The organism is Ruegeria sp. AF3, assembly GCF_056536285.1.
This window is the reverse complement of record NZ_JBQFJM010000001.1, coordinates 1,912,706-1,931,683: the sequence shown is the minus strand read 5'-3', so window position 1 is coordinate 1,931,683 and position 18,978 is coordinate 1,912,706. Positions and strand designations below refer to the sequence as shown.

At 56.9% G+C, this 18,978-nt stretch carries 15 protein-coding genes and 1 pseudogene; 4 read left to right on the top strand and 12 right to left on the bottom strand.

Annotation, left to right across the window (positions count from 1 at the left end):
• Window positions 1-140 precede the first annotated feature (140 nt).
• Both ACR3FC_RS09720 and ACR3FC_RS09715 read right to left on the bottom strand, forming a co-directional pair.
• Window positions 141-1,592, bottom strand: a complete 1,452-nt coding sequence (locus tag ACR3FC_RS09720) for an AAA family ATPase (RefSeq protein WP_480474550.1) — start codon at window positions 1,590-1,592, stop codon at window positions 141-143.
• A 3-nt stretch (window positions 1,593-1,595) separates the two neighbouring features.
• Complete coding sequence (locus tag ACR3FC_RS09715) at window positions 1,596-1,847, bottom strand: hypothetical protein (RefSeq protein WP_480474549.1); 252 nt, start codon at window positions 1,845-1,847, stop codon at window positions 1,596-1,598.
• A 338-nt stretch (window positions 1,848-2,185) separates the two neighbouring features.
• On the opposite strand from ACR3FC_RS09715, the pseudogene ACR3FC_RS09710 reads away from it, so the two are divergent.
• The 3 genes and pseudogenes from ACR3FC_RS09710 to ACR3FC_RS09700 form a co-directional block, all read left to right on the top strand.
• A pseudogene (locus tag ACR3FC_RS09710) lies at window positions 2,186-2,653 on the top strand (transposase); the annotation flags it as partial.
• A gap of 10 nt (window positions 2,654-2,663) precedes the next feature.
• Complete coding sequence (locus ACR3FC_RS09705; protein ID WP_480474547.1) at window positions 2,664-3,653, top strand: P63C domain-containing protein; 990 nt, start codon at window positions 2,664-2,666, stop codon at window positions 3,651-3,653.
• Between the two features lie 185 nt (window positions 3,654-3,838).
• Window positions 3,839-4,375 (top strand): hypothetical protein, encoded by a 537-nt coding sequence (locus tag ACR3FC_RS09700; RefSeq protein ID WP_480474546.1) that lies wholly within the window; start codon window positions 3,839-3,841, stop codon window positions 4,373-4,375.
• A 216-nt stretch (window positions 4,376-4,591) separates the two neighbouring features.
• Here the strand turns inward: ACR3FC_RS09700 and ACR3FC_RS09695 are convergent, their stop codons facing one another.
• From ACR3FC_RS09695 to ACR3FC_RS09675, 5 genes are all read right to left on the bottom strand, one after another.
• Window positions 4,592-5,869 (bottom strand): tyrosine-type recombinase/integrase, encoded by a 1,278-nt coding sequence (locus ACR3FC_RS09695; RefSeq protein WP_480474545.1) that lies wholly within the window; start codon window positions 5,867-5,869, stop codon window positions 4,592-4,594.
• Window positions 5,870-6,512: 643 nt separating this feature from the next.
• Entirely contained in the window at window positions 6,513-7,964 is a 1,452-nt protein-coding gene (locus ACR3FC_RS09690; protein WP_480474544.1) for an aldehyde dehydrogenase family protein, read from the bottom strand.
• A gap of 32 nt (window positions 7,965-7,996) precedes the next feature.
• A complete protein-coding gene (locus ACR3FC_RS09685; protein WP_480474543.1) occupies window positions 7,997-9,595 on the bottom strand; it encodes an ABC transporter ATP-binding protein in 1,599 nt (532 codons plus the stop codon).
• The gene (locus tag ACR3FC_RS09680; protein WP_480474542.1) at window positions 9,592-10,407 is read right to left on the bottom strand and encodes an ABC transporter permease; all 816 of its coding nucleotides are present in this window, start codon (window positions 10,405-10,407) and stop codon (window positions 9,592-9,594) included. The genes ACR3FC_RS09685 and ACR3FC_RS09680 overlap by 4 nt, the downstream gene beginning before the upstream one ends.
• On the bottom strand, window positions 10,404-11,351 hold the full coding sequence (locus ACR3FC_RS09675) for an ABC transporter permease (protein WP_480474540.1): 948 nt from the start codon (window positions 11,349-11,351) through the stop codon (window positions 10,404-10,406). Before ACR3FC_RS09675 ends, ACR3FC_RS09680 begins: the two co-directional genes overlap by 4 nt.
• Window positions 11,352-11,615: 264 nt before the next feature.
• Between ACR3FC_RS09675 and ACR3FC_RS09670 the strand changes: the two genes are divergently transcribed.
• Window positions 11,616-12,620, top strand: coding sequence for a GlxA family transcriptional regulator (locus ACR3FC_RS09670; protein WP_480474539.1), 1,005 nt, complete (start codon window positions 11,616-11,618; stop codon window positions 12,618-12,620).
• A gap of 8 nt (window positions 12,621-12,628) precedes the next feature.
• Here ACR3FC_RS09670 and ACR3FC_RS09665 read toward each other — a convergent pair whose 3' ends face one another.
• From ACR3FC_RS09665 to ACR3FC_RS09645, 5 genes are all read right to left on the bottom strand, one after another.
• Window positions 12,629-13,189 carry a sarcosine oxidase subunit gamma gene (locus tag ACR3FC_RS09665; protein ID WP_480474538.1) on the bottom strand — a complete coding sequence of 187 codons (561 nt, stop codon included), beginning with the start codon at window positions 13,187-13,189 and terminating at the stop codon, window positions 12,629-12,631.
• The gene (locus ACR3FC_RS09660; RefSeq protein ID WP_480474537.1) at window positions 13,182-16,127 is read right to left on the bottom strand and encodes a sarcosine oxidase subunit alpha family protein; all 2,946 of its coding nucleotides are present in this window, start codon (window positions 16,125-16,127) and stop codon (window positions 13,182-13,184) included. Before ACR3FC_RS09660 ends, ACR3FC_RS09665 begins: the two co-directional genes overlap by 8 nt.
• The gene (locus tag ACR3FC_RS09655) at window positions 16,124-16,411 is read right to left on the bottom strand and encodes a sarcosine oxidase subunit delta (protein WP_480474536.1); all 288 of its coding nucleotides are present in this window, start codon (window positions 16,409-16,411) and stop codon (window positions 16,124-16,126) included. Before ACR3FC_RS09655 ends, ACR3FC_RS09660 begins: the two co-directional genes overlap by 4 nt.
• Window positions 16,412-16,424: 13 nt before the next feature.
• On the bottom strand, window positions 16,425-17,675 hold the full coding sequence (locus ACR3FC_RS09650; RefSeq protein ID WP_480474535.1) for a sarcosine oxidase subunit beta family protein: 1,251 nt from the start codon (window positions 17,673-17,675) through the stop codon (window positions 16,425-16,427).
• A 243-nt stretch (window positions 17,676-17,918) separates the two neighbouring features.
• On the bottom strand, window positions 17,919-18,878 hold the full coding sequence (locus ACR3FC_RS09645) for a ligand-gated ion channel (RefSeq protein WP_480474534.1): 960 nt from the start codon (window positions 18,876-18,878) through the stop codon (window positions 17,919-17,921).
• Window positions 18,879-18,978 lie beyond the last annotated feature (100 nt).

Below are 18,978 nucleotides of genomic sequence, written 5' to 3'. Positions count from 1 at the left end.
GGGAGAGTTCGCACAGGTTTTTAACGTGTTCCAGTTCGAACACTTCTTTCGCTCGGTGTCGACATACATACATACTACTTAGTTAAGTAGTATGTATGTAGTGTCTGACTGAAGCGTGTATGAGGCTAGTGTTACGCCAGCTATTCCACCAGCCACACATAGTTCGACGAAGCCGCAACACGACCCAAGCCTTCCAGCCGATTAAGTGCGTTTTTCAGGGCGCGCCGCTTCCTGCTCATGTCAGGGAGGTCGAAGCGGTTCGCACCCCAAGACGTGAAAGTATTCAAATCGGCCGCCATGACAATCAGTGTCTCGTCAGAGCCGAGGTCCACGCCGACTTCTTTGCCGTACTCAGCCAGAAATTCTTGAAGCGCATTAAAGGCGATCAAGTTGTTACCTTTGAGCAAAGGTGAATCGTCGGAGCCTGAAGGCAATGTTACATACTCGACACATGCGGAGGACCGCCCAGTACCACTCACGACTACGGGTTTGAGGTTAAAGGCACATACTTGCCCCTCCTCAAGGTCCTTCTGCCTTTCAGCGTTTACGACGACACCACCTTTGGACGGCATTAAACGAAGCGCGGTGTCACAAGCCGCAAACAACGCCGAATGCCCACGCAATCCGCGTTCCGTCGCCTTTCCTGTATGGTGAATCAACATTACGTGGGCACCGGTCGCTTCGCGCAGCATGTCTGTCACTTGCGTGAGGGTGCCCATAGTTGAACTGGAGTTTTCATCTGCTCCTTGTATGCAACGCGCCAGTGTGTCGAAAACGATCAACCTCGCAGGTCCGTGGAGGCTCTCCAAACGTTTGATTTGCAGGAGCAGCCCCATGACATCTCTATCAACGTCGAACAGGTTTACGGACTGAGAGATGACCTGTAGGTGTCGGTTACGTCCATCGCGCAAGCTCTGGACTCGGAGCGACATTCCACCCTCACCCTCAGCGGCGATGTATACCACCAATCCTTGAGTGACCTGAGCGCCGTTCCATGTGCCTCCGGTTGCGATGGTATTGGCCATGTCTAGGGCCAGAAACGTCTTACCGCAGCCCGGCTTACCGTACATCACGGATAGACAGTTGAGGTCCAATACACCTTCGATCAACGGCGTCGGCCCACGCATGTCCATCGGGTCATCTGGCAACAAAGCCTGCTCAAAGCGCTGTGCTACGGCAGCAACGCTCTTGTCGTCAGCCCAACCGGCTTTGATGGGCCTGCCAGCGACCTCCCTCAACACCGGTTTGGCTTTCGGTGAGCTGCGATTGCCTTGGGATGCGGCGACCTCCCTGAAAAGGTCGAGACCTGCACCGGCCTCATCCGCCATTTTTTCAAGTGCTCCACTGTTAATCTCCCAACCGGAGCGCAATGACGCCCATGTTTCCGCAAGCCAACTCTCGTCAAGATGCCCGCCTGATTGCCAGTCCAAAACAATGTCCAGCACGTCTTGAGAACCAGCCCCGATTGCAAACGCGTCGCAAATGAGCTTTCGGGCGGTGCGTTCATCAATCTCCGGGCTGACATGTCGGAAACACTGCTGAAGGTACATACGATAGCCGGAGGGAGCGCAGGCTGCTTGAGCTTGGGTCATTGCTCAGCCCTCCGCCTGCTTGAAACAGTTCGCCGTTTTCATCTTCTGCTCGGCGTGCTCAAGCGCCTCTTGGACGTTGTGCACCGCCTTCTTATTCGGATGCCAGACAGTCAATGGCCATGTGCGGATTGTGCGTGCGGTTACAGGAAACATCCGCTTGGTGATGATGGTCGCCAAGGTCTGGCGGTCCGCATATTCGGGAAGTTCTGCACCACAGGTGCAAACGGATTGGGGGGTCCTGACAGGACGGGTCATAAACCGACTCCTTTGGTTGTGATTCGCCTCCAATTGACGCGATTCGTCGAATCCGGTCGTCCCATCTGAACGTCTTTTCTGAAATTTCTGATGCTGCCTGCCAGGTAATTTTTTGGCGACATTCAATCGGTACCACGAAGAAAGATGGAACCGGCGATATACTCCGCTCCACCATAATTGCACCGGACGGTGCGGCAGATTGATAACCGTTCCGAGCATTAATTGGAGCCTTACATTTCTTAATCATAGATCGCTTTAACATGTTGCACCTAACTAGCCAAAAAAATGTTGCAGATTTTGGCTAGTTAGGTTATGAACAATATAGAAGGAGCGAGACGATGAACAAAGACGCCAAACAATCTGTTTCTGCTTTTGAAATCTTGACCAAGTTTCCAGATGAGGAGTCTGCTCGCCTGTTTTTTGAGGCGAAACGGTGGCGCGGAAAGCCTGTTTGCAGCCATTGCGGTTCGGGTAGAGTGGTCGAATGTAAAGACCACAAGCCTATGCCATATCGCTGCAAAAACTGCCGCAAGCACTTCAGCGTTAGAACAGGTACGGTCTTGGCGGAGAGCCGTCTCCCATTACAAAAGTGGCTGATGGCTGCTCACATGCTCACAAGCGAACGTGAGGCCATATCCAGCACTCGTATTGCGCGCAAGTTGGACGTGACTCAAAAGACCGGGCTGTTCTTGGTGCAGCGCATTCGTGACACATGGCAGAATGTCCACGATGTCCAACTTCCGAATGATGAACACATCGTAAACGTGCGCTTGGATATTAAGCGCACCCAAAAAGCTGACGAAAAAGGATCAAATAATGACTGACGACTCCAAGATCATTGAGCCTCTTGATGGTGAATTTGACGAAGTGGTGGGGGCATTGGTGGGAGGCGGCCATGATGAGAAGGCTGTTCTGGATGCCGTGTACAGCGGACAGCTTCCAATCGGAGAAGTCGAATTGGATTGTGCGGTTCTGGATGGTGGCGTGCGGGTGCTGTCTGAACGCGCTGTCCATAGGGCATTTGGAAGTAAGCGCGGTGGGTCACACTGGAAGCGAATGAAGGAAAATGAAGGCGGCGCCAATCTGCCCTCATTTTTGTCAGCAAAGAACTATTCTTCTTTTATTTCCAAAGACTTGGAGGCGGCTCTGATTGACCCCGTTGTTTACAGAGTGAACCCCGGCGCGACGCCTGCTCACGGAATTAAAGCCGAATTGTTGCCTGAAATCTGCGGGGTCTTTCTATCGGCCCGTCGCGCAGGAAAACTTCATCCGTCACAGGAGCATCTGGCCATGCAGGCCGAGATTCTAATGGAAGCGTTCGCCAAAGTCGGAATTGTTGCCCTTGTGGACGAAGCGACTGGCTATCAACGGGACCGGAGCCATGACGCTCTGCGTCTCTTGCTATCGAAATACATCGCTGAGGGGCTCCAGAAATGGCTCAAGACCTTTCCGGATGCGTTCTTTGGCGAGCTGGACCGTCTTTATGACAACGACACAAGCCACGGCAAACGTCCGCAGTATTACGGACGCTTTATCAACAAGTACGTCTACGATCCTATCGAAAACGGCTACGTTAAGAAGGAATTGGACAAACTGAATATTACAGATAAAGGCAAGCGCAGAGCACGGTTTCATCAGTGGCTGAATGAGGATGGGCGCAACATGCTGATTCACCAGATCGGGCGCGTTCAAGGCCTGATGGAAATGTGCGGCGACATTGAACAATTCAAAGGCGCCGCCAAGAAACAGCGTAGCGTGTCAATCGCACCTTACCTGTTTGATGAGATGAACAAGATCATTGAGTGAACTATGGCGCCGTTAGCGCGGCGCCAATTTCCATTTTGCACAGAAAGCAAACCGTGCATTGGAGATGAGCAATCCAATGCCCAAACATCGACGGAAGACTGTGGCGTCCACGTGAACAGATAAGTGGGCGCATCATAAACCGTGGCTCTGTTCGTTCAGAAGTTCGCCCATAGTAAGGATAAGATATGAAGAATATTATCACCGCATTGACCGTTTCTCTCCTGTCGCTGAGTTTATTCACTAACACTGCAAATGCAGATGGTTTTCTGTCAGGCTTCTTTGAGCCGAGAATTCATGACATTCAGAAAGATGCATGTGAGAAGGCGGTAAAAAAGGAGCTCACGCACAAATTGGGCTACGAGGGGGTCCCTGTGCAGAGTGGCTTCATCATCCCTGATGTATTCGAGGTGGAATTTGTTTCTTCACGAGAAGGCGAAGGGGATCACATGTATTTCTTCAATGTGCGAGCAGAAGGGGAATGGTATCTGGCGCTAGAGCGTGACCCATTCAGCTCTAGTCGGTATTTAACTAGTCACAGATTAGTGGATGAGTATCGAGTCGTTTCTTTGGGAATACTGACTGAACAAGAAGCCAAGCCCAGCACGTTTCTTGAGTTTGAAAGCCCTAGGCACATCGGGTTTTCAGGAAAAGCATATTGCAACTATTTCAGCAGTGACAGCAAGACACCTAGGCTCGTATCTGTGCGCCCGGGCAATTGGTAATTGCCGCTCTATCGCGCAGTCCACATGGATCAAGGTATTTGCTCAGGCGTTTTTGCTTGAATTCGGCGCTAGCAGGCGAACGTATCTATGAACAACTGAACGGCCGTCAGAACGACTTGGCGGCGCTCACAGGCGCCCGCCCCTCTTATCCTTTGGTCGTCAATCACTGATCTTATAGCAATTGCTGACAGCCCCTCAGGGCGTGTGGCTCATTGCTCAGGCTGGTTGACGGAAGTCTAGGACTTGACTCTCTGCTTGCCACACCCCTTCAGAGACCGCTTGTTGCACAAGCTTGGTCCAAGTCTCCATCATACTGACTTTCTGAGGCCATAGGCGCGCGTGATTGTACGCAGCTAACACCCCTGCCCGTGTAGCAGATTGGCGATGGTTCAGCAGGGCGTCAGCCACTGTCGCGTCACCTACGCCCAACTCGGCTAGCGTCGTGAGGAAGGTGCGACGCAAGTCGTGGAAGTTGAAGTCCGCCACGTCAGAAGCCACACGGATGCGCTTGGCCAGTGCGCTGTGCCCGGAAAAAGGTTTTTCGGTTGAGGACAGTGAGAACACACGCTGACCGTCAACAATATCAGTCTCAGCCTCGTCCAGAAGATCAAAGACGGGCTGAGGCATGGGCAGCGCAAAAGGATCACCGTTTTTAGTGACCTTGCCCGGTAGCAGGAGGCGCGCTCTTGCCCGGTCTACATGTTCCCCCATTAGATTGGCCAGTTCACCCAACCGCAGCGGCATGAAGAGCGCGCAGCGCAGGAAGAGTAGTTCCTTGGCGGGCAGGGCCGTTGCTGTGTAAAGCGACTGTACCTCGGATGCTGAGTAGTACCGCGTACGTGGTGCGGGCGGTTTAGGGCGTTTGGCCTTTGGCACCTTCTGGCAGGGGTTCGATGACACAAGCTCCCTGCTGACAAGGTCTTCGAAGAAGCGATCAAGAGCGCCGAAGCGATGCACCGCCATCGCGCGGCCCTTGTGAAGCCTAAGCATGTCAATGACAGCGGCAGTCGTCACCGTTTCTGGTCCGACCCCTTCAATCTTCATTTCTTTGATGACATTGCGCAAGGCCCCCTTCTGGGTGACGCAATGATTGGTCGAGCCCGAGAGATTGATGGCAATGTAGTCCTCAACCAAATCTCTCACTGTCCTTGCCCGGGCCAGTTCCAATTCACGTTCAGCGCGCTTGGTCTTGCGGTCATTCGACGGGTCGTGGCCTTGGTGAACCTGCACCTTCAAGCCTGCCGCAACTTTGCGCGCGGATGCAACATCATGAGAGATCGGGGTGCCGATCTTGAAGGTCTGAGACGGCCAGCGACGGCCATCAGGACGTGTTCCCGGCTGCCTGTAGTCAAGGCTGTACGTCGCGTTGCGCGGCCCAACCCGGAGCATGAGGCCCTTAACTTCTGTGTCGCGATAGATTGTGGTTGTGGCTCGTTCCTTGAGGGCCTTGTCCACGACGGCGTTGGTCAGTTTGACGGTCTCAGTTTTCGGCATGACTTTCACGGACTATTAACGGACAGCTTTGTGTAGAGGCTTGCCCCGACATGTCAAATATTGGAGGGGTGCATCCCACGAATGTCAATGTTAACAATGATCTATGTCAGAATTTGTCAGCTTGCGTCAGTTTCAGCCAAGGTGACAAACTGACTTTTAATCAGTGGGTCGCAGGTTCGAATCCTGCACGGCTCACCACTTTTTAACAAAAAAATATATTGCGATGCGCATGCCATTGCTTTGCGGATAAGTACGTCCGGTTTTTCGAACTAATCACGTGCGACGCCGATGCGACGGGCCAGTATCACTTTGCTTACCGCTTTCTCCGGTGTCGGTTGGGGCTGCGCAATCCTCCTTGGAATGCTCAGAGCGAACCAGATCCATCCAGTGTTGGGGGTGGGGGTACCTCGTTGGTAGGATTTCCGTTTACAGATTCATCTCCTATGCCTTCAGACCGTGCGAAACCGTTTCTCAAAATTGCTGTCCTCGTGCTGAGTCACCCGCGCTTTGGTGATTTCACCGCGGGTTACAAACTTGCGCGTAGTCTCGCCACCTTCAGCGGTTCCACACCTTGCGAATACATCAACAAAATCTGGGGCGCGCATGCGCCAAAGAAACGATGATCTGACAGGTCGGGCGCTTGTTACCCGTGATAGGCGGCCACTGTCTTGAGTTGTGAAAAGCCATAAAGCGCCTCAAAGCCTTTCTCGCGGCCGTGGCCGGATTTGCCCACGCCGCCAAAAGGCAGTTCAACGCCGCCACCTGCCCCATAGTTGTTGAGGAAGACTTGACCCGCGTGCAGCCCTTTCGCCAACCGCATCTGCCGCGCACCGTCGCGTGTCCAGACGCTGGCGACAAGGCCGTAGTCTGTGCTGTTGGCAATGATTAGAGCCTGTTCCTCGGTGTCAAAGGGGATCAGAACCTGGACCGGGCCGAAGATTTCATCGCGGGCGAGCGGGTGATCCGGTGGCACATCCGCGAACAAGGTGGGCCGGACATATGCCCCGGTTTCTGGCGCATCCTGTGTGATCGTCCCTTCTGCCGCAATGGTCAGATCGGCGCCTTTGTCCAGAAAGCTGTTTACGATATGCTTTTGCCGCTCGGAAATCAGCGGCCCAACGCGAAGATCCTGCATCGCGGGCCCAACACTAAGCTGTTCATAGGCCGCGGTCATGCGGGATTTGACCTGATCATAGACACCGCGCTGTACCAGAATGCGGGAGGAGGCCGAGCAGGTCTGCCCCGCGTTTTGAATGCCCGCATTCACCAGAAATGGCAGAGCGGCATCCAGATCGGCATCGTCAAACACCAACTGCGGGGATTTTCCGCCCAGCTCCAGCGTCACAGGCACAACGTTTCGCCCCGCAGCCTGTTGCACCAGGCCCCCCGTGGCGACCGAACCAGTGAACGAGATATGGTTGACCCCCGGATGCCCGGACAGTGCGGCTCCGGCCTCGGCCCCCAGACCGGGCACAACATTCAGTGCACCTGCTGGCAGACCCGCTTGCTGTGCGAGATGGGCAAAGGCCAGCGCGGTCAGGCAGGCCTCCTCTGCCGGTTTCAGAACACAGGCGTTGCCCATGGCCAACGCCGCCCCGACCGAACGCCCAATAATCTGCATCGGATAGTTCCACGGCACGATGTGGCCCGTCACCCCATGGGGTTCGCGCAGGGTATAGACGGTATAGCCATCGAGATAGGGAATGGTCTCACCCATCACCTTATCCGCTGCACCGCCGTAGAATTCACAATAGCGCGCCAGCGCAATGGCATCGGCGCGAGCCTGCGTCAGGGGCTTACCCACATCCATCGCCTCAAGCCGCGCCAGATCGTCCACGCGCTCCAACACCAATTGTCCCAGCCGGGTCAGGATGCGACCACGCTCCAAGGCCGCCTTGCGCCCCCAGTCGCCCTTTAACGCAGATCTGGCGGCGGAGACCGCCGCGTCAATATCCGCGCCCGAGCCGCGCGCGATCCGGCAGATCTCGGTCCCGTCTGACGGGTTGGTCAACGGCAATGTTTCGCCCGATGCCGTAGGCGTCCAGTTTCCACCGATCATGCAAAGGGTGGGGTCAAACCAGAGTGGTTGGGTCATTTTGGCCTCCATTCAGGCTCTAACAAAGGGTTTTACGCCGACAACTTCCCGATTTCAGGCAATTGGGGCGCGGCGGCGATCAAGGTTTGCGTGTAGGGATGCTGCGGGTCCGAGAATACCTGTTTGGTCTTGCCTTGTTCGACAATTCGTCCGGATTGCATCACCAGAACATGATCGGTGATGGTACGCACCACACTCAGATCGTGGCTGATGAACAGGTAAGTCAGATCATAAGCATCGCAGAGTTCGGCAAGCAGATCGAGGATTTGGGCGCGCACCGAAACGTCGAGGGCTGAGACCGCCTCATCGAACAGGATCAGTTCCGGCCGAATGATCAGAGCGCGGGCAATGGCGATCCGCTGGCGTTGCCCGCCCGAGAACTCGTGAATGTATTTGCCCGCATCATCGGGGCCGAGGCCCACTGCCGTCAGCATCTCTGCGATCCGGTCCTGGCGTTCGGAACCCTTTGGTGGCGTTTCCAACAGGTGAAAGGGTTCGGTAATCAGGCGCGCGACACGGTGGCGGGGGTTGAAGCTGCCATAGGGATCCTGAAACACGACCTGCATCTTGCGACGCACCGCAAGGTTGGGCCTGTGGCCGGTGAAAACCGGCTGACTGTCCAGCAGGATCTGTCCGGATTGGATCTCTTCCAATCCCAGAATAGCCCGTGTTAGGGTCGATTTTCCGCAACCGGACTCGCCCACCAGCCCTAAACGCTCCCCTCGGTTGAGGGTAAAGCTGACACCATCCACCGCGCGGTGGTGGCGCGGCGCATCCAGCAGACCTTTGCGGGGAAGGCGGTAATCCCGGACGACCCGCGAAACCTCCAGAAGCGGGCGTTGCTGTGTAGGTTCAGGCAGGGTGACCTGATGACCAGAGGCTTCGAACAACATGCGAGTATAGGGGTGCTGCATATCTCGAAACAGGTTTCGGGTCGCGCCACTTTCGACGACCTCGCCGTGACGCATGACGACAATCTGATCGGCCATGTCCGAGACCACAGCCAGATCATGGGTGATCATCAGCAAGCCCATATCATATTCGCGAACCAGCCCTTTCAGCAGACCAAGGATTTGCGCCTGCGTTGTGACATCCAGTGCCGTCGTCGGCTCATCCGCGATCAAAAGCCTAGGGCGCAATGCGATGGCCATTGCAATGACCACACGCTGACGCTGCCCGCCCGACAGCTCATGCGGATACCGCGACAGAGGGAACCTGTCGGGCGGCAGGCCAACCCGAGTCAAAACCTCTGCGGCACGGGTCCGAGCCTGAGCAGGAGGCATTGCCTTGTGGATCAGGATGGTCTCCATCACCTGATCGCCGATGGTTTTCACCGGGTTGAGTGCCGTCATCGGTTCCTGAAAAACCATCCCGATAGACGCGCCACGCAAGGCGCACATCTCGGCCTCGGATTGCGTCAGCAGGTCTGTGCCGTCCAGTCGGATTGCGCCGTCTGCCGTTGCCCCGTTTGGCAGAAGCTGCATCACAGCCAGTGCTGTCATGGATTTGCCCGAACCACTTTCACCTGTCACCGCCACGATCTGGCCTGGATCGATAGACAGGTTCACCCGTTTCAGGATCGGCACCCCGTGGATCGACAGGGACAGGTTTTCGACTTGCAGCAACGTCATGCCCGCGCCACCCTGATCCTTGGATCCAACCAGTCGCGCAGACCATCACCCAGCAGGTTCAAACCCAGCACGGTGACAATGATGGCCATGCCCGGAATCAGAGCCAAATGCGGGGCAAAACTGACCATTGTCTGCGCGTCCGCCAGCATCCGGCCCCAGCTGGGCGTCGGCGGCTGTGCGCCCAGACCGACATAGGACAGGCCCGCCTCGGCCAGTATGCCCAATGAAAATTGGATGGTGCCCTGAACGATCAGCAAGTTAGCGACATTGGGCAGGATATGTTCGGCTGATATCCGTGCTGCGCCTTTGCCCGACACACGGGCGGCAAGGATGAACTCGCGCTCCCACAGCGACAATGCGGCCCCGCGGGTGATGCGGGCGAAGACGGGGATGTTGAAAATACCGATCGCAATGATCGCGTTGATGGCACCGGCACCGAACACAGCCGTTATCAGGATGGCGATGACCAGCGAGGGAAAGGCAAAGACCAGATCGTTGCCACGCATGATCACCTCATCCAACCACGATCCTTTGCGCGCGGCGGCTGTCAGGCCAAGGGGTACGCCCAGCGCCATGCCGATCCCCACAGCCACCAACGCCACCGCAATCGAAGTGCGCGCTCCGACCATGATCATCGAGAACATGTCGCGGCCGAAGTGATCCGTCCCGAACCAGTGCCGTGCATCGGGCGTCTGAAGTTTGTTGGGGATATCCAGCGCGGCATAGTCGTAGGGTGTCCAGACAAACGAGATCAGCGCCGCCAGCACCACCAGCGACGACAGCGCCGCGCCCAGAATCAGGTTGCGGCTCATGACCGGCTCCTTAGCCTTGGGTCAACGGCTGCATAGGCCAGATCCACCAGAAAATTCACGGTGATCACCGCAAAGACCAGCAGCATCACCACCGATTCGACCACGATCAGATCGCGGGCCGAAATGGCCTGAAACACCAACCGCCCGAGGCCGGGCAGGTAAAACACCTGTTCGATGATGATCGACCCGGCCAGCAGGAAAGAAAACTGCAAGCCGATGATCGTCAGCACCGGGATCAGCGCGTTTCGCACCCCATGCCGCCACAGAGCCTGACGACGCGACAACCCTTTGGCTCGCGCGGTGCGAATAAAATCCTCGCCCAGAATATCCAGCAGCGCGGATCGCATGACGCGGGCCAGGATCGCGGCCTGAGGAAGGGCCAACGCAATGGCGGGCAAAGTCAGCGAACGCAGCCCCGCCCAAAGGCCCTCGCCCCAGCCAACAAACCCACCGGCATTGAACCAGCGTAGGTTTATGGCAAAGATCAGCACCAGCATCATCGCGAACCAGAAATTCGGCACCGCGATACCAAGCTGTGTCGCCCCCATCACCGCCAGATCCCCGGGCTTGCCCCGACGTGCGGCGGCATAGATCCCGGCGGGAAAGGCGATCAGTGTGGACAGCGTGAGCGCATATAGCGCCAAAGGCAACGATACCCACAGCCGGTCCGCAATCATCTGCGACACCGGTGTGCGGTAGGTGTACGAGGTGCCGAAATCCCCGGCCACCATCCCCCCGACCCAGTTGAAATACCGCTGTACCCTTGATCCATCCAGACCCAGTTCAGCCCGCAGCGCGGCCAACGTATCCTCCTGCGCGTTGACACCCAGCATGAACGAGGCCGGGTCCCCCGGCGCGACCTCGATCACGGCAAAGATAACCACCGAGGCGATAGCAAGGCTGGCAAGCAATGAGATCAGTCGTTTAAGGGTATAGCGAAGCATTGAGGCCACGTTAGGGTCTCAGCCGTCACGGGTCCAGCATCTACGGCATCGCCAGACCGGCAAATGGCGCTGCGCAACCTTTGTCCCTTTCAGCCTGTCAATCCGAATGAGGCCCCTGACCCCGATTTTCGCCGTGTTTGTTGCGTGTTTTTTCGATTTCGCACGTTCCGTGTTTTGCTACACTTGTTCGAACCGTTTCCGCAGGCCAGAGCGGCCAAGGACCAATTCGGGCCGAACCGAGATTTTACTGATAGTGTAGCGCTCATGCTGACAGAAAATAGAATTGAGATCGGGTTTCTGCTGTTCGACGGCTTTCCGATGGCTTGCCTGACCTCGGTCATCGAACCGCTGCGCGCCGCAAATGAGATCGCCGGGCAAGAGGCATTTCGCTGGTCTCTTATTGCGGAAAACGGGGGAAAGGTCAGCTCCAGCGCTCAAGTGCGTTTTGAGGCTGAACGCAACCTCTCAGACTGCCAGCCGATTGATATTCTGTTCCTGCTCAGCAGTCCGACCTCGGACTTCAGAAACCCGACCCAGGGGAATGGTGCGTTGCGGGCCTTGTCACGACACGGGACAATTCTGGGCGGTATCAGCGGCGGCGTTTTCCCGCTCGTGCGCTCGGGGGTCATGACCGGCCATCCGGTATCGGTGCACTGGTGTTACGAGGCTGCATTTCTGGCCGAGTTTCCCCAGATAGATGCGCGGCGCGAAGTGATCGTGTCGGATGCCACGCGGTATACTGCGGCCGGGGCGGCGGCCGCGTTTGATCTGGCCCTGCATCTGATTCAGGACCGGTTGGGCGGCGAAGTCGCACATGAGGTGGCCTGCTGGTTCCAGCATCCGATGATGAGAGGGGAGGGTGTTCAGCAACAGGTGCCCAGTGCAAGCAAACCTGCCACGGGTGAAAAGCTGCCGCCGCTTGTGGCGCGATGTGTCGACCTGTTCGCAAGCCGTATCGGCAATCCGATCTCGATCGCGGACATAGCGGATCAAACGGGCGTCACCTCCCGCCAGATCGAGCGCGCCTTCAAACAGGCCACGGGGCAAAGCCCCAGCCATTATTTCCGGTCCATGCGGATGAAGGCGGCCCGTCAGATGGTTGTCTATACCAAGGACCCTATTGCCGACATCGCTGCGGCCATCGGATACAGCTCGGTCACGCCTTTGGTGACACACTATCGGTCCGCCTTTGGTTTAAGCCCCAGCGAGGACCGGCGACGGATCAACCGGTTTCGGGTCGAAGACAACGCCCCGCTGCCCTCAAGCTGACCTTGCCTTCAAAGCGCCGATTTCATTGCGGCCACAATCGCATGATGCAGTGACCCGGCAGACGATCTTGGCCCGTAGACACTGAACGAACCAGAAGCACGGCACAGGACGAAACATCCCAGGTGATGGATTGACGTGCGGGATGCGGCACCGACCGCCATTTTTCGGCAATCCAGACTGCTTAGCAATTCCAGCACTGCCAACACGCCCTCTCCGTCCAGATCAAACCTGACCCATGCGTCTGTCTGTTCGGAAACCGATGCGTTATCCCCAGTGCTTTCTTTCACCAGATGCGCCAGATCTTCATGCGTCACAAAGGGCGCTTCTATCATCCATTGATCAGGCCCGGTCCAGAAGGCTACGATCGGCCCGCCGGTAAACTTACCAACGCCAGGCGTTTCCACTCCGATCAATTGAGATACGGCGTTCCGGGTCTTGTCTTCCCGACCCAGCCGAGCGGCGACCGAGGCCAGCGCCACACCCGGAGTTTCGGTACAGGTTACGTTTCCGACCCTGTCGATCTTGGGTTCGGTTCCACCCAGCGCGGTTATTGCTACAAGATCATGCACGAAGCCGTTCTCCCTCGGGGTCGACGAAATGGGCCGAGACGATTTCAACCTCGACGGTCAGATCGGTCACTGGCGACACAAGGCGCATCTTTTCGCCCTGACGTGCGCCGCCGTTTTTCAAAAAGCCAAGGCCGATATGGCTGTCCAGCGACGGCGAAAATGCTGCCGATGTGACATAGCCCTGATCATGGGCAGCATCCACGGGACCCGTGGCATTCATCAGATGCCCTCCGGCGGTTACCTTGTCGCCAGCGTTCACAGGCTTGATGCCAACCATCATCAAAGCATCTGGTTCGTTCAGCCCTTCACGCTCGGACAGGACTGAGCCGATGCTGTCTTTCTTCTTGGATACCATCCGACCCATTCCAAGGTTCAGGGCGGTGGTGGTTCCGTTCAACTCGTTGCCTGCGGCGTGACCCTTTTCGATCCGCATGACGCCCAGCGCTTCGGTGCCGTAGGGTACGACATTGAACTCTTCACCTTCCTGCATCAAACGCCGCATCAGCGCGTCGCCGTATCGCGATGGCACCGCGATTTCAAAGGCCAATTCGCCCGAGAAGGAAATACGGAACAACCGCGCGCGCAACCCGCCGCATACGGTGATTTTGCCGCAAGCCATGAACGGGAAGCCTTCATTCGAGATGTCGAACTCGGGATCCACGATCTTTTGTAGAAGTTTGCGCGAATTGGGCCCGGCTACCGCATATTGTGCCCAGGCTTCGGTGGTCGAGATCAGTTGTACATCCATGTCCGGGAACAGGCATTGCCGGACAAATTCCATATGCTGGTAGACCTTGACCGCATTGGCGGTTGTGGTGGTGACCACGAAATGATCCTCGGCCAGACGCGCGGCGGTACCGTCATCCATCGCAATTCCATCCTCGCGCAACATCAGCCCATAGCGAGTTTTGCCGACGGCCAGTTTGGCAAATCCGTTGCAATATAGCCTATTCAGGAAATCCGCCGCATCCGCACCCTGAACATCAATCTTTCCAAGCGTGGTGCAGTCGCACACCCCGACCGAGGCGCGGGTCTGGCGCACTTCACGGTCCACGGATTCCCGCCAATGGGTTTCACCGGGCAGCGGGAACCACTGTGCACGCAGCCAATTGCCGACCTCGACAAACACCGCGCCGCGTTCCTTGGCCCAGTAATGTGACGGGGTCAGGCGGGTTGGATGAAACTCCTTGCCTTTCATCCGGCCAGCAAAGGTTGCAATCGGAACGGGCGTATAGGGCGGGCGGAAGATCGTTGTGCCGGTTTCCGGAATGGACTTACCCGCAAGCTCGGCCATGATCGCAAGCCCGCCCATGTTCGATGTCTTGCCCTGATCGGTGGCCATGCCCAACGTGGTATAGCGTTTCAAGTGCTCGACCGAGCGGAACCCTTCCTGATGGCTGAGCTTCACATCCTTGACAGTCACGTCGTTCTGCTGATCCAGCCACGCACGGCTGCAACCCTGAACATACCAGAATGGTGTCTGCGAGATCGGGGTATCTTCGGCCTTAGGCAGATCGGGCGGCGGGCCTTTCAAGCCCAGCGCCTGCACCGCGCCTTCTGCCCCGGATTGCAGGGCGCCATGGGTGGACATCACGCCATTCGCCGCCCCCGCGACGGACAGCCCAGGCGGCAAGTCCGTGCCAGGCACAAAGGCCGCCAGATCGTCGTTCCAGGCGGGACGCCCCCGTTGATGGCACGTCAGATGCACGTTGGGGTTCCAGCCCCCCGAGACGCCAAGCGCCCCACAGTCCAGCGTGCGCGACGACCCGTCTGCCAGCTCGACCTCGACAAAGGTCAGCCCCAGTCGGCCTTTGGTGTCCCTGACCTGCGCACCACGCAGAACTTCATAGTCATGGCTGGTCGGGGCGTCGTCACGGACGTCGACGACGGCAGCAATCCTAACACCTTTTGCGTGCAGGTCCGCAGCGGTGCGGTGACCGTCATTATTGTTCGTAAAGATGGCGACACGTTGCGCCGCCGTGGTTGCAAACCGATTTGCATAGGTGCGCAACGCACTGGCCAGCATGATGCCGGGTCTGTCGTTGTTTTCAAACGCGATGGGTCGTTCGGTCGCGCCAGCGCATAACAAGGCGCGTTTGGCGTAGATGCGCCAGAGGATCTGCCGCGGTTTACCGGAAGGCAGAGAAGCAAGATGATCGCCCGTCCGCTCAACTGCGCCATAAATGCCGTGATCAAAGGCACCGATCACGGTCGTGCGCGACATCATGCGAACGTTGGGCATTGCAGAAAGTTCAGCGACACTCTGTTTAACCCAATCGGTCGCTTCGCTGTCGTTCAGCGAAAAGGATTCGCTGTTGAGCCGCCCGCCAAGTGCGAAATCCTCATCCGCAAGAATGATCTCGGAACCGGCCCGGCCCGCCGTCAGTGCCGCCATCAGTCCGGCTGGACCCGCGCCGATAATCAGCAGATCGCAATGTCGAAACCCCTTGTCATACTCATCGGGGTCTTCCTGCATCGACAATGACCCAAGACCTGCGGCACGACGGATCATCGGCTCGTACAGCTTTTCCCAGAACGCGGCAGGCCACATGAAGGTTTTGTAGTAGAACCCCGCCGTCAGAAAGGTCGAAAACCTGTCGTTGATTGCCAGAGCGTCAAATCTCAGGCTAGGCCATCGGTTTTGGGAATGGGCCTCAAGCCCCTCGAACATCTCAACGGTCGTGGCACGAGTGTTGGGTTCCTGACGGCTGCCCGTGCGCAGCTCGACAATGGCGTTGGGTTCTTCCGAACCGGCAGTCAGCACGCCACGCGGGCGGTGGTACTTGAACGACCGGCCCATCAGGCGCACGCCATTGGCCAGAAGGGCCGAGGCCAGCGTATCGCCCGGATGTGCATGGTAACTGCGATTGTCGAATTTGAAATTCAGGGTTTTGGTGCGGTCGATCTGACCGCCACTCAGCCTATTGTCTTGAGTCATTTGGAACGCCCCTGTGCCCGGGCCACGTCACGGGCCAGTTCCACTTTGGAAATCTCATGTGTCGCGGTGTTGCGAGTAACAACCAGCCAAGATCGGTCGCCCCCCTCGTGGAACCACAACTCGCGGTGTTCGCCGGCTGGATTGTCGCGCAGATAGGCGTAGTCATAAAACGCTTCGGCCGCGTCTTCGGCCAGCCAATCGGGCCTGTTGATCAACGAAGCGTCTCCCAGATAGACGAATTCGGAACTGTCGCGCGGGCCCAGCAAGGGATGATGGATGATCATGGTGCTGCTCCCCTCAGTGCAGGTTGGGCTGGTTGCCCATACCTTTTTCGTCGATCATGCGGCCAGTGCGGAACCGGTCGAACCGATAGGCGGTGGCTGTCGGGTGCGGTTCATCCTTTGCCAGCAGATGCGCAAAGCAATACCCCGACGCCGGAGTTGCCTTGAACCCGCCGTAACACCAGCCGCCGTTGAAATAGAGGCCATCGATGCCGGTCCGGTCGATGATGGGCGATCCATCCATGGACATATCCATGATCCCGCCCCACATCCGCAGAAGACGCGCGCGACCGATCATCGGCATCAGGGCCATGCCGCCCTCGCAGACATCTTCGACCACCGGCAGGTTGCCGCGTTGTGCGTACGAATTGTACCCGTCGATATCGCCGCCAAAGACCAGCCCGCCCTTATCGGACTGGCTGACATAGAAATGTCCCGCGCCAAAGGTGATCACGCCGGGCAGAACCGGCTTAAGACCTTCTGAAACGAAGGCTTGCAGGACATGGCTTTCGATTGGCAGCCGCATACCCGCCATGCCCATGACACGCCCCGAATTTCCGGCCACGGCACAGCCAACCTTGCCTGCGCCAATGAACCCTTTCGAGGTCTCAACCCCCAGACATTTTCCGTTTTCGATCCGGAAACCGGTCACTTCGCAGTTTTGGATGATATCGACACCGTGGCTGTCCGCCGACCGGGCATATCCCCAGGCCACCGCGTCGTGCCGAACCGTGCCGCCGCGCCGCTGGGCCAGCCCGCCCTTGATCGGGAACCGGGCATCGTTGAAGTTCAGGAATGGGTATTCCTTGCGCACCTGTTCGGCATCCAGCAGCTCGGCATCCGCGCCGTTCAGGATCATGGCGTTGCCACGTCGCGTAAAGGCGTCGCGCTGGGCGTCTGTGTGGATCAGGTTGATGATCCCGCGCTGGCTGACCATCGCGTTGTAGTTTACGTCCTGCTCAAGACCTTCCCACAGTTTCAGCGAGAACTCGTAGAAAGGTTCGTTGCCGTCCAGCAGGTAATTGGAGCGGATGATGGTTGTATTGCGCCCGACATTGCCGCCACCAATCCAACCTTTTTCAATCACCGCCACATTGCGGAGGCCAAATACCTTGGACAGGTAATGCGCCGTAGAAAGGCCATGACCGCCACCGCCGATGATGACGATGTCGTAATGTGGCTTGGGCTCTGGCTCGCGCCAGGCCGGTGTCCATCCTTTGTGCCCGGTAAGAGCCTCTTTGATGACCTTGAAACCAGAGTATCGCATGAATCGGACCTTTTTTTTCAGAATCTGCGAAAAAACGGGTTTTGGATACTCTTGAATCCGACATCTGTTGCGTTGAATCAGACACCACGGCAATCAGCAGGGCATGGTTAATCTTGCGATTTTCGCTGTCGCTGGCAGCGCGGTGTCCGCCACCCTATCCTGCAACGCCGACAAGGGTCAGAACAGCCGGTAGCCAAAGCTATACACGCGATTTCAGAACCACATAGATGTGGGATTCGGCGCCTAAGACGTCATCAGAAAGACAACGACGGCATAGCCGATGATGGCGGCATATCCCAACGGGTAAATCCATTTGATCGCGTAATTGTCGAGCTTTCTGGCCGTCTCTTCCCGACCGGAAACTTTCAATTTACGCAACATCACGCTGAAGACGATAATCGTTCCTGTCATCAGGAACATGCATTGCAGAATGAAATCCAGAAACGTCAGATAGCCAAGCTTGGGCAAGTCAGCGGAAATGGCCCAGTTGAAGGCCACAAAGACCAATAGGTTGCCGCCTGCGATCTCGATCCGTTTTCGGTATTCATCCAGAAAGAAAAGCGCCCATCCCACTGTGATCAGCACCAGCATCGGCAGGAATATGCGGATGGTGTAATAAGTCAGGTGCCGGGTGCCTTCAAAGACAAGTTCGACCCGGTCGCTTTCGTCGCCCGACAAACCGGTCGTCGTTGAAGTCAGAGCCCTGGCATTGCCGAGTTTCCATTCCTCTTCGCCAAGCATGTCACCCAGACCGGAGTATTCATCAAGCGAGTGATAATGAACGAACTGCGAAGGAAACACCGATACGACTTCGAAGTGAAATTCCTGTGTATCGAAAGGATATTTGCGAAAGTTGAAATGCGGAGCCTGCAAAGTCAGCGAGGATTTTTCGACAAAGGTTACATGACCGTCATGTCGCACGGCAACTGCAGATTCATGAATCCATCGGTTGGATTGTTGGTTGTGGATAACAAAAGCCGGGGTTACGACGTCCAGTTCAGCGGCGTATTTCACGAAAGCGGGCGGTTCAAAAACCCGAAAATCACGACCAAGGCTTGCCGCATCAAATGCCAGTTCCGGGTCTGTCCATTCGAACCGCAAAACAACCACGGCACCATAGTTTTCCGATTGCTGATCGACGCTGGTAATCTGGTCGATCTTGATACCAACCCCGACTTGCAGCGGGTTGTCGGGGGTTCCCACTAGCGTGTCCTGCTGTCCTTGGAACAAGCCCTGCGCAAAACCTGCGCCTGGAAGGACAGACGCGAAAAGAAAAAGAACGATTCCGGCAACAAAGCTTTTC

What these genes read in the sequence shown, in the direction of transcription:
- ACR3FC_RS09705 (WP_480474547.1), top strand. Translation starts at nt 2,664, where the DNA reads ATGACTGACGACTCCAAGATCATTGAGCCTCTTGATGGTGAATTTGAC.
- ACR3FC_RS09700 (WP_480474546.1), top strand. Translation starts at nt 3,839, where the DNA reads ATGAAGAATATTATCACCGCATTGACCGTTTCTCTCCTGTCGCTGAGT.
- ACR3FC_RS09650 (WP_480474535.1), bottom strand. Translation starts at nt 17,675, where the DNA reads ATGCGATACTCTGGTTTCAAGGTCATCAAAGAGGCTCTTACCGGGCAC.
- ACR3FC_RS09675 (WP_480474540.1), bottom strand. Translation starts at nt 11,351, where the DNA reads ATGCTTCGCTATACCCTTAAACGACTGATCTCATTGCTTGCCAGCCTT.
- ACR3FC_RS09660 (WP_480474537.1), bottom strand. Translation starts at nt 16,127, where the DNA reads ATGACTCAAGACAATAGGCTGAGTGGCGGTCAGATCGACCGCACCAAA.
- ACR3FC_RS09680 (WP_480474542.1), bottom strand. Translation starts at nt 10,407, where the DNA reads ATGAGCCGCAACCTGATTCTGGGCGCGGCGCTGTCGTCGCTGGTGGTG.
- ACR3FC_RS09685 (WP_480474543.1), bottom strand. Translation starts at nt 9,595, where the DNA reads ATGACGTTGCTGCAAGTCGAAAACCTGTCCCTGTCGATCCACGGGGTG.
- ACR3FC_RS09695 (WP_480474545.1), bottom strand. Translation starts at nt 5,869, where the DNA reads ATGCCGAAAACTGAGACCGTCAAACTGACCAACGCCGTCGTGGACAAG.
- ACR3FC_RS09715 (WP_480474549.1), bottom strand. Translation starts at nt 1,847, where the DNA reads ATGACCCGTCCTGTCAGGACCCCCCAATCCGTTTGCACCTGTGGTGCA.
- ACR3FC_RS09720 (WP_480474550.1), bottom strand. Translation starts at nt 1,592, where the DNA reads ATGACCCAAGCTCAAGCAGCCTGCGCTCCCTCCGGCTATCGTATGTAC.
- ACR3FC_RS09670 (WP_480474539.1), top strand. Translation starts at nt 11,616, where the DNA reads ATGCTGACAGAAAATAGAATTGAGATCGGGTTTCTGCTGTTCGACGGC.
- ACR3FC_RS09690 (WP_480474544.1), bottom strand. Translation starts at nt 7,964, where the DNA reads ATGACCCAACCACTCTGGTTTGACCCCACCCTTTGCATGATCGGTGGA.
- ACR3FC_RS09655 (WP_480474536.1), bottom strand. Translation starts at nt 16,411, where the DNA reads ATGATCATCCATCATCCCTTGCTGGGCCCGCGCGACAGTTCCGAATTC.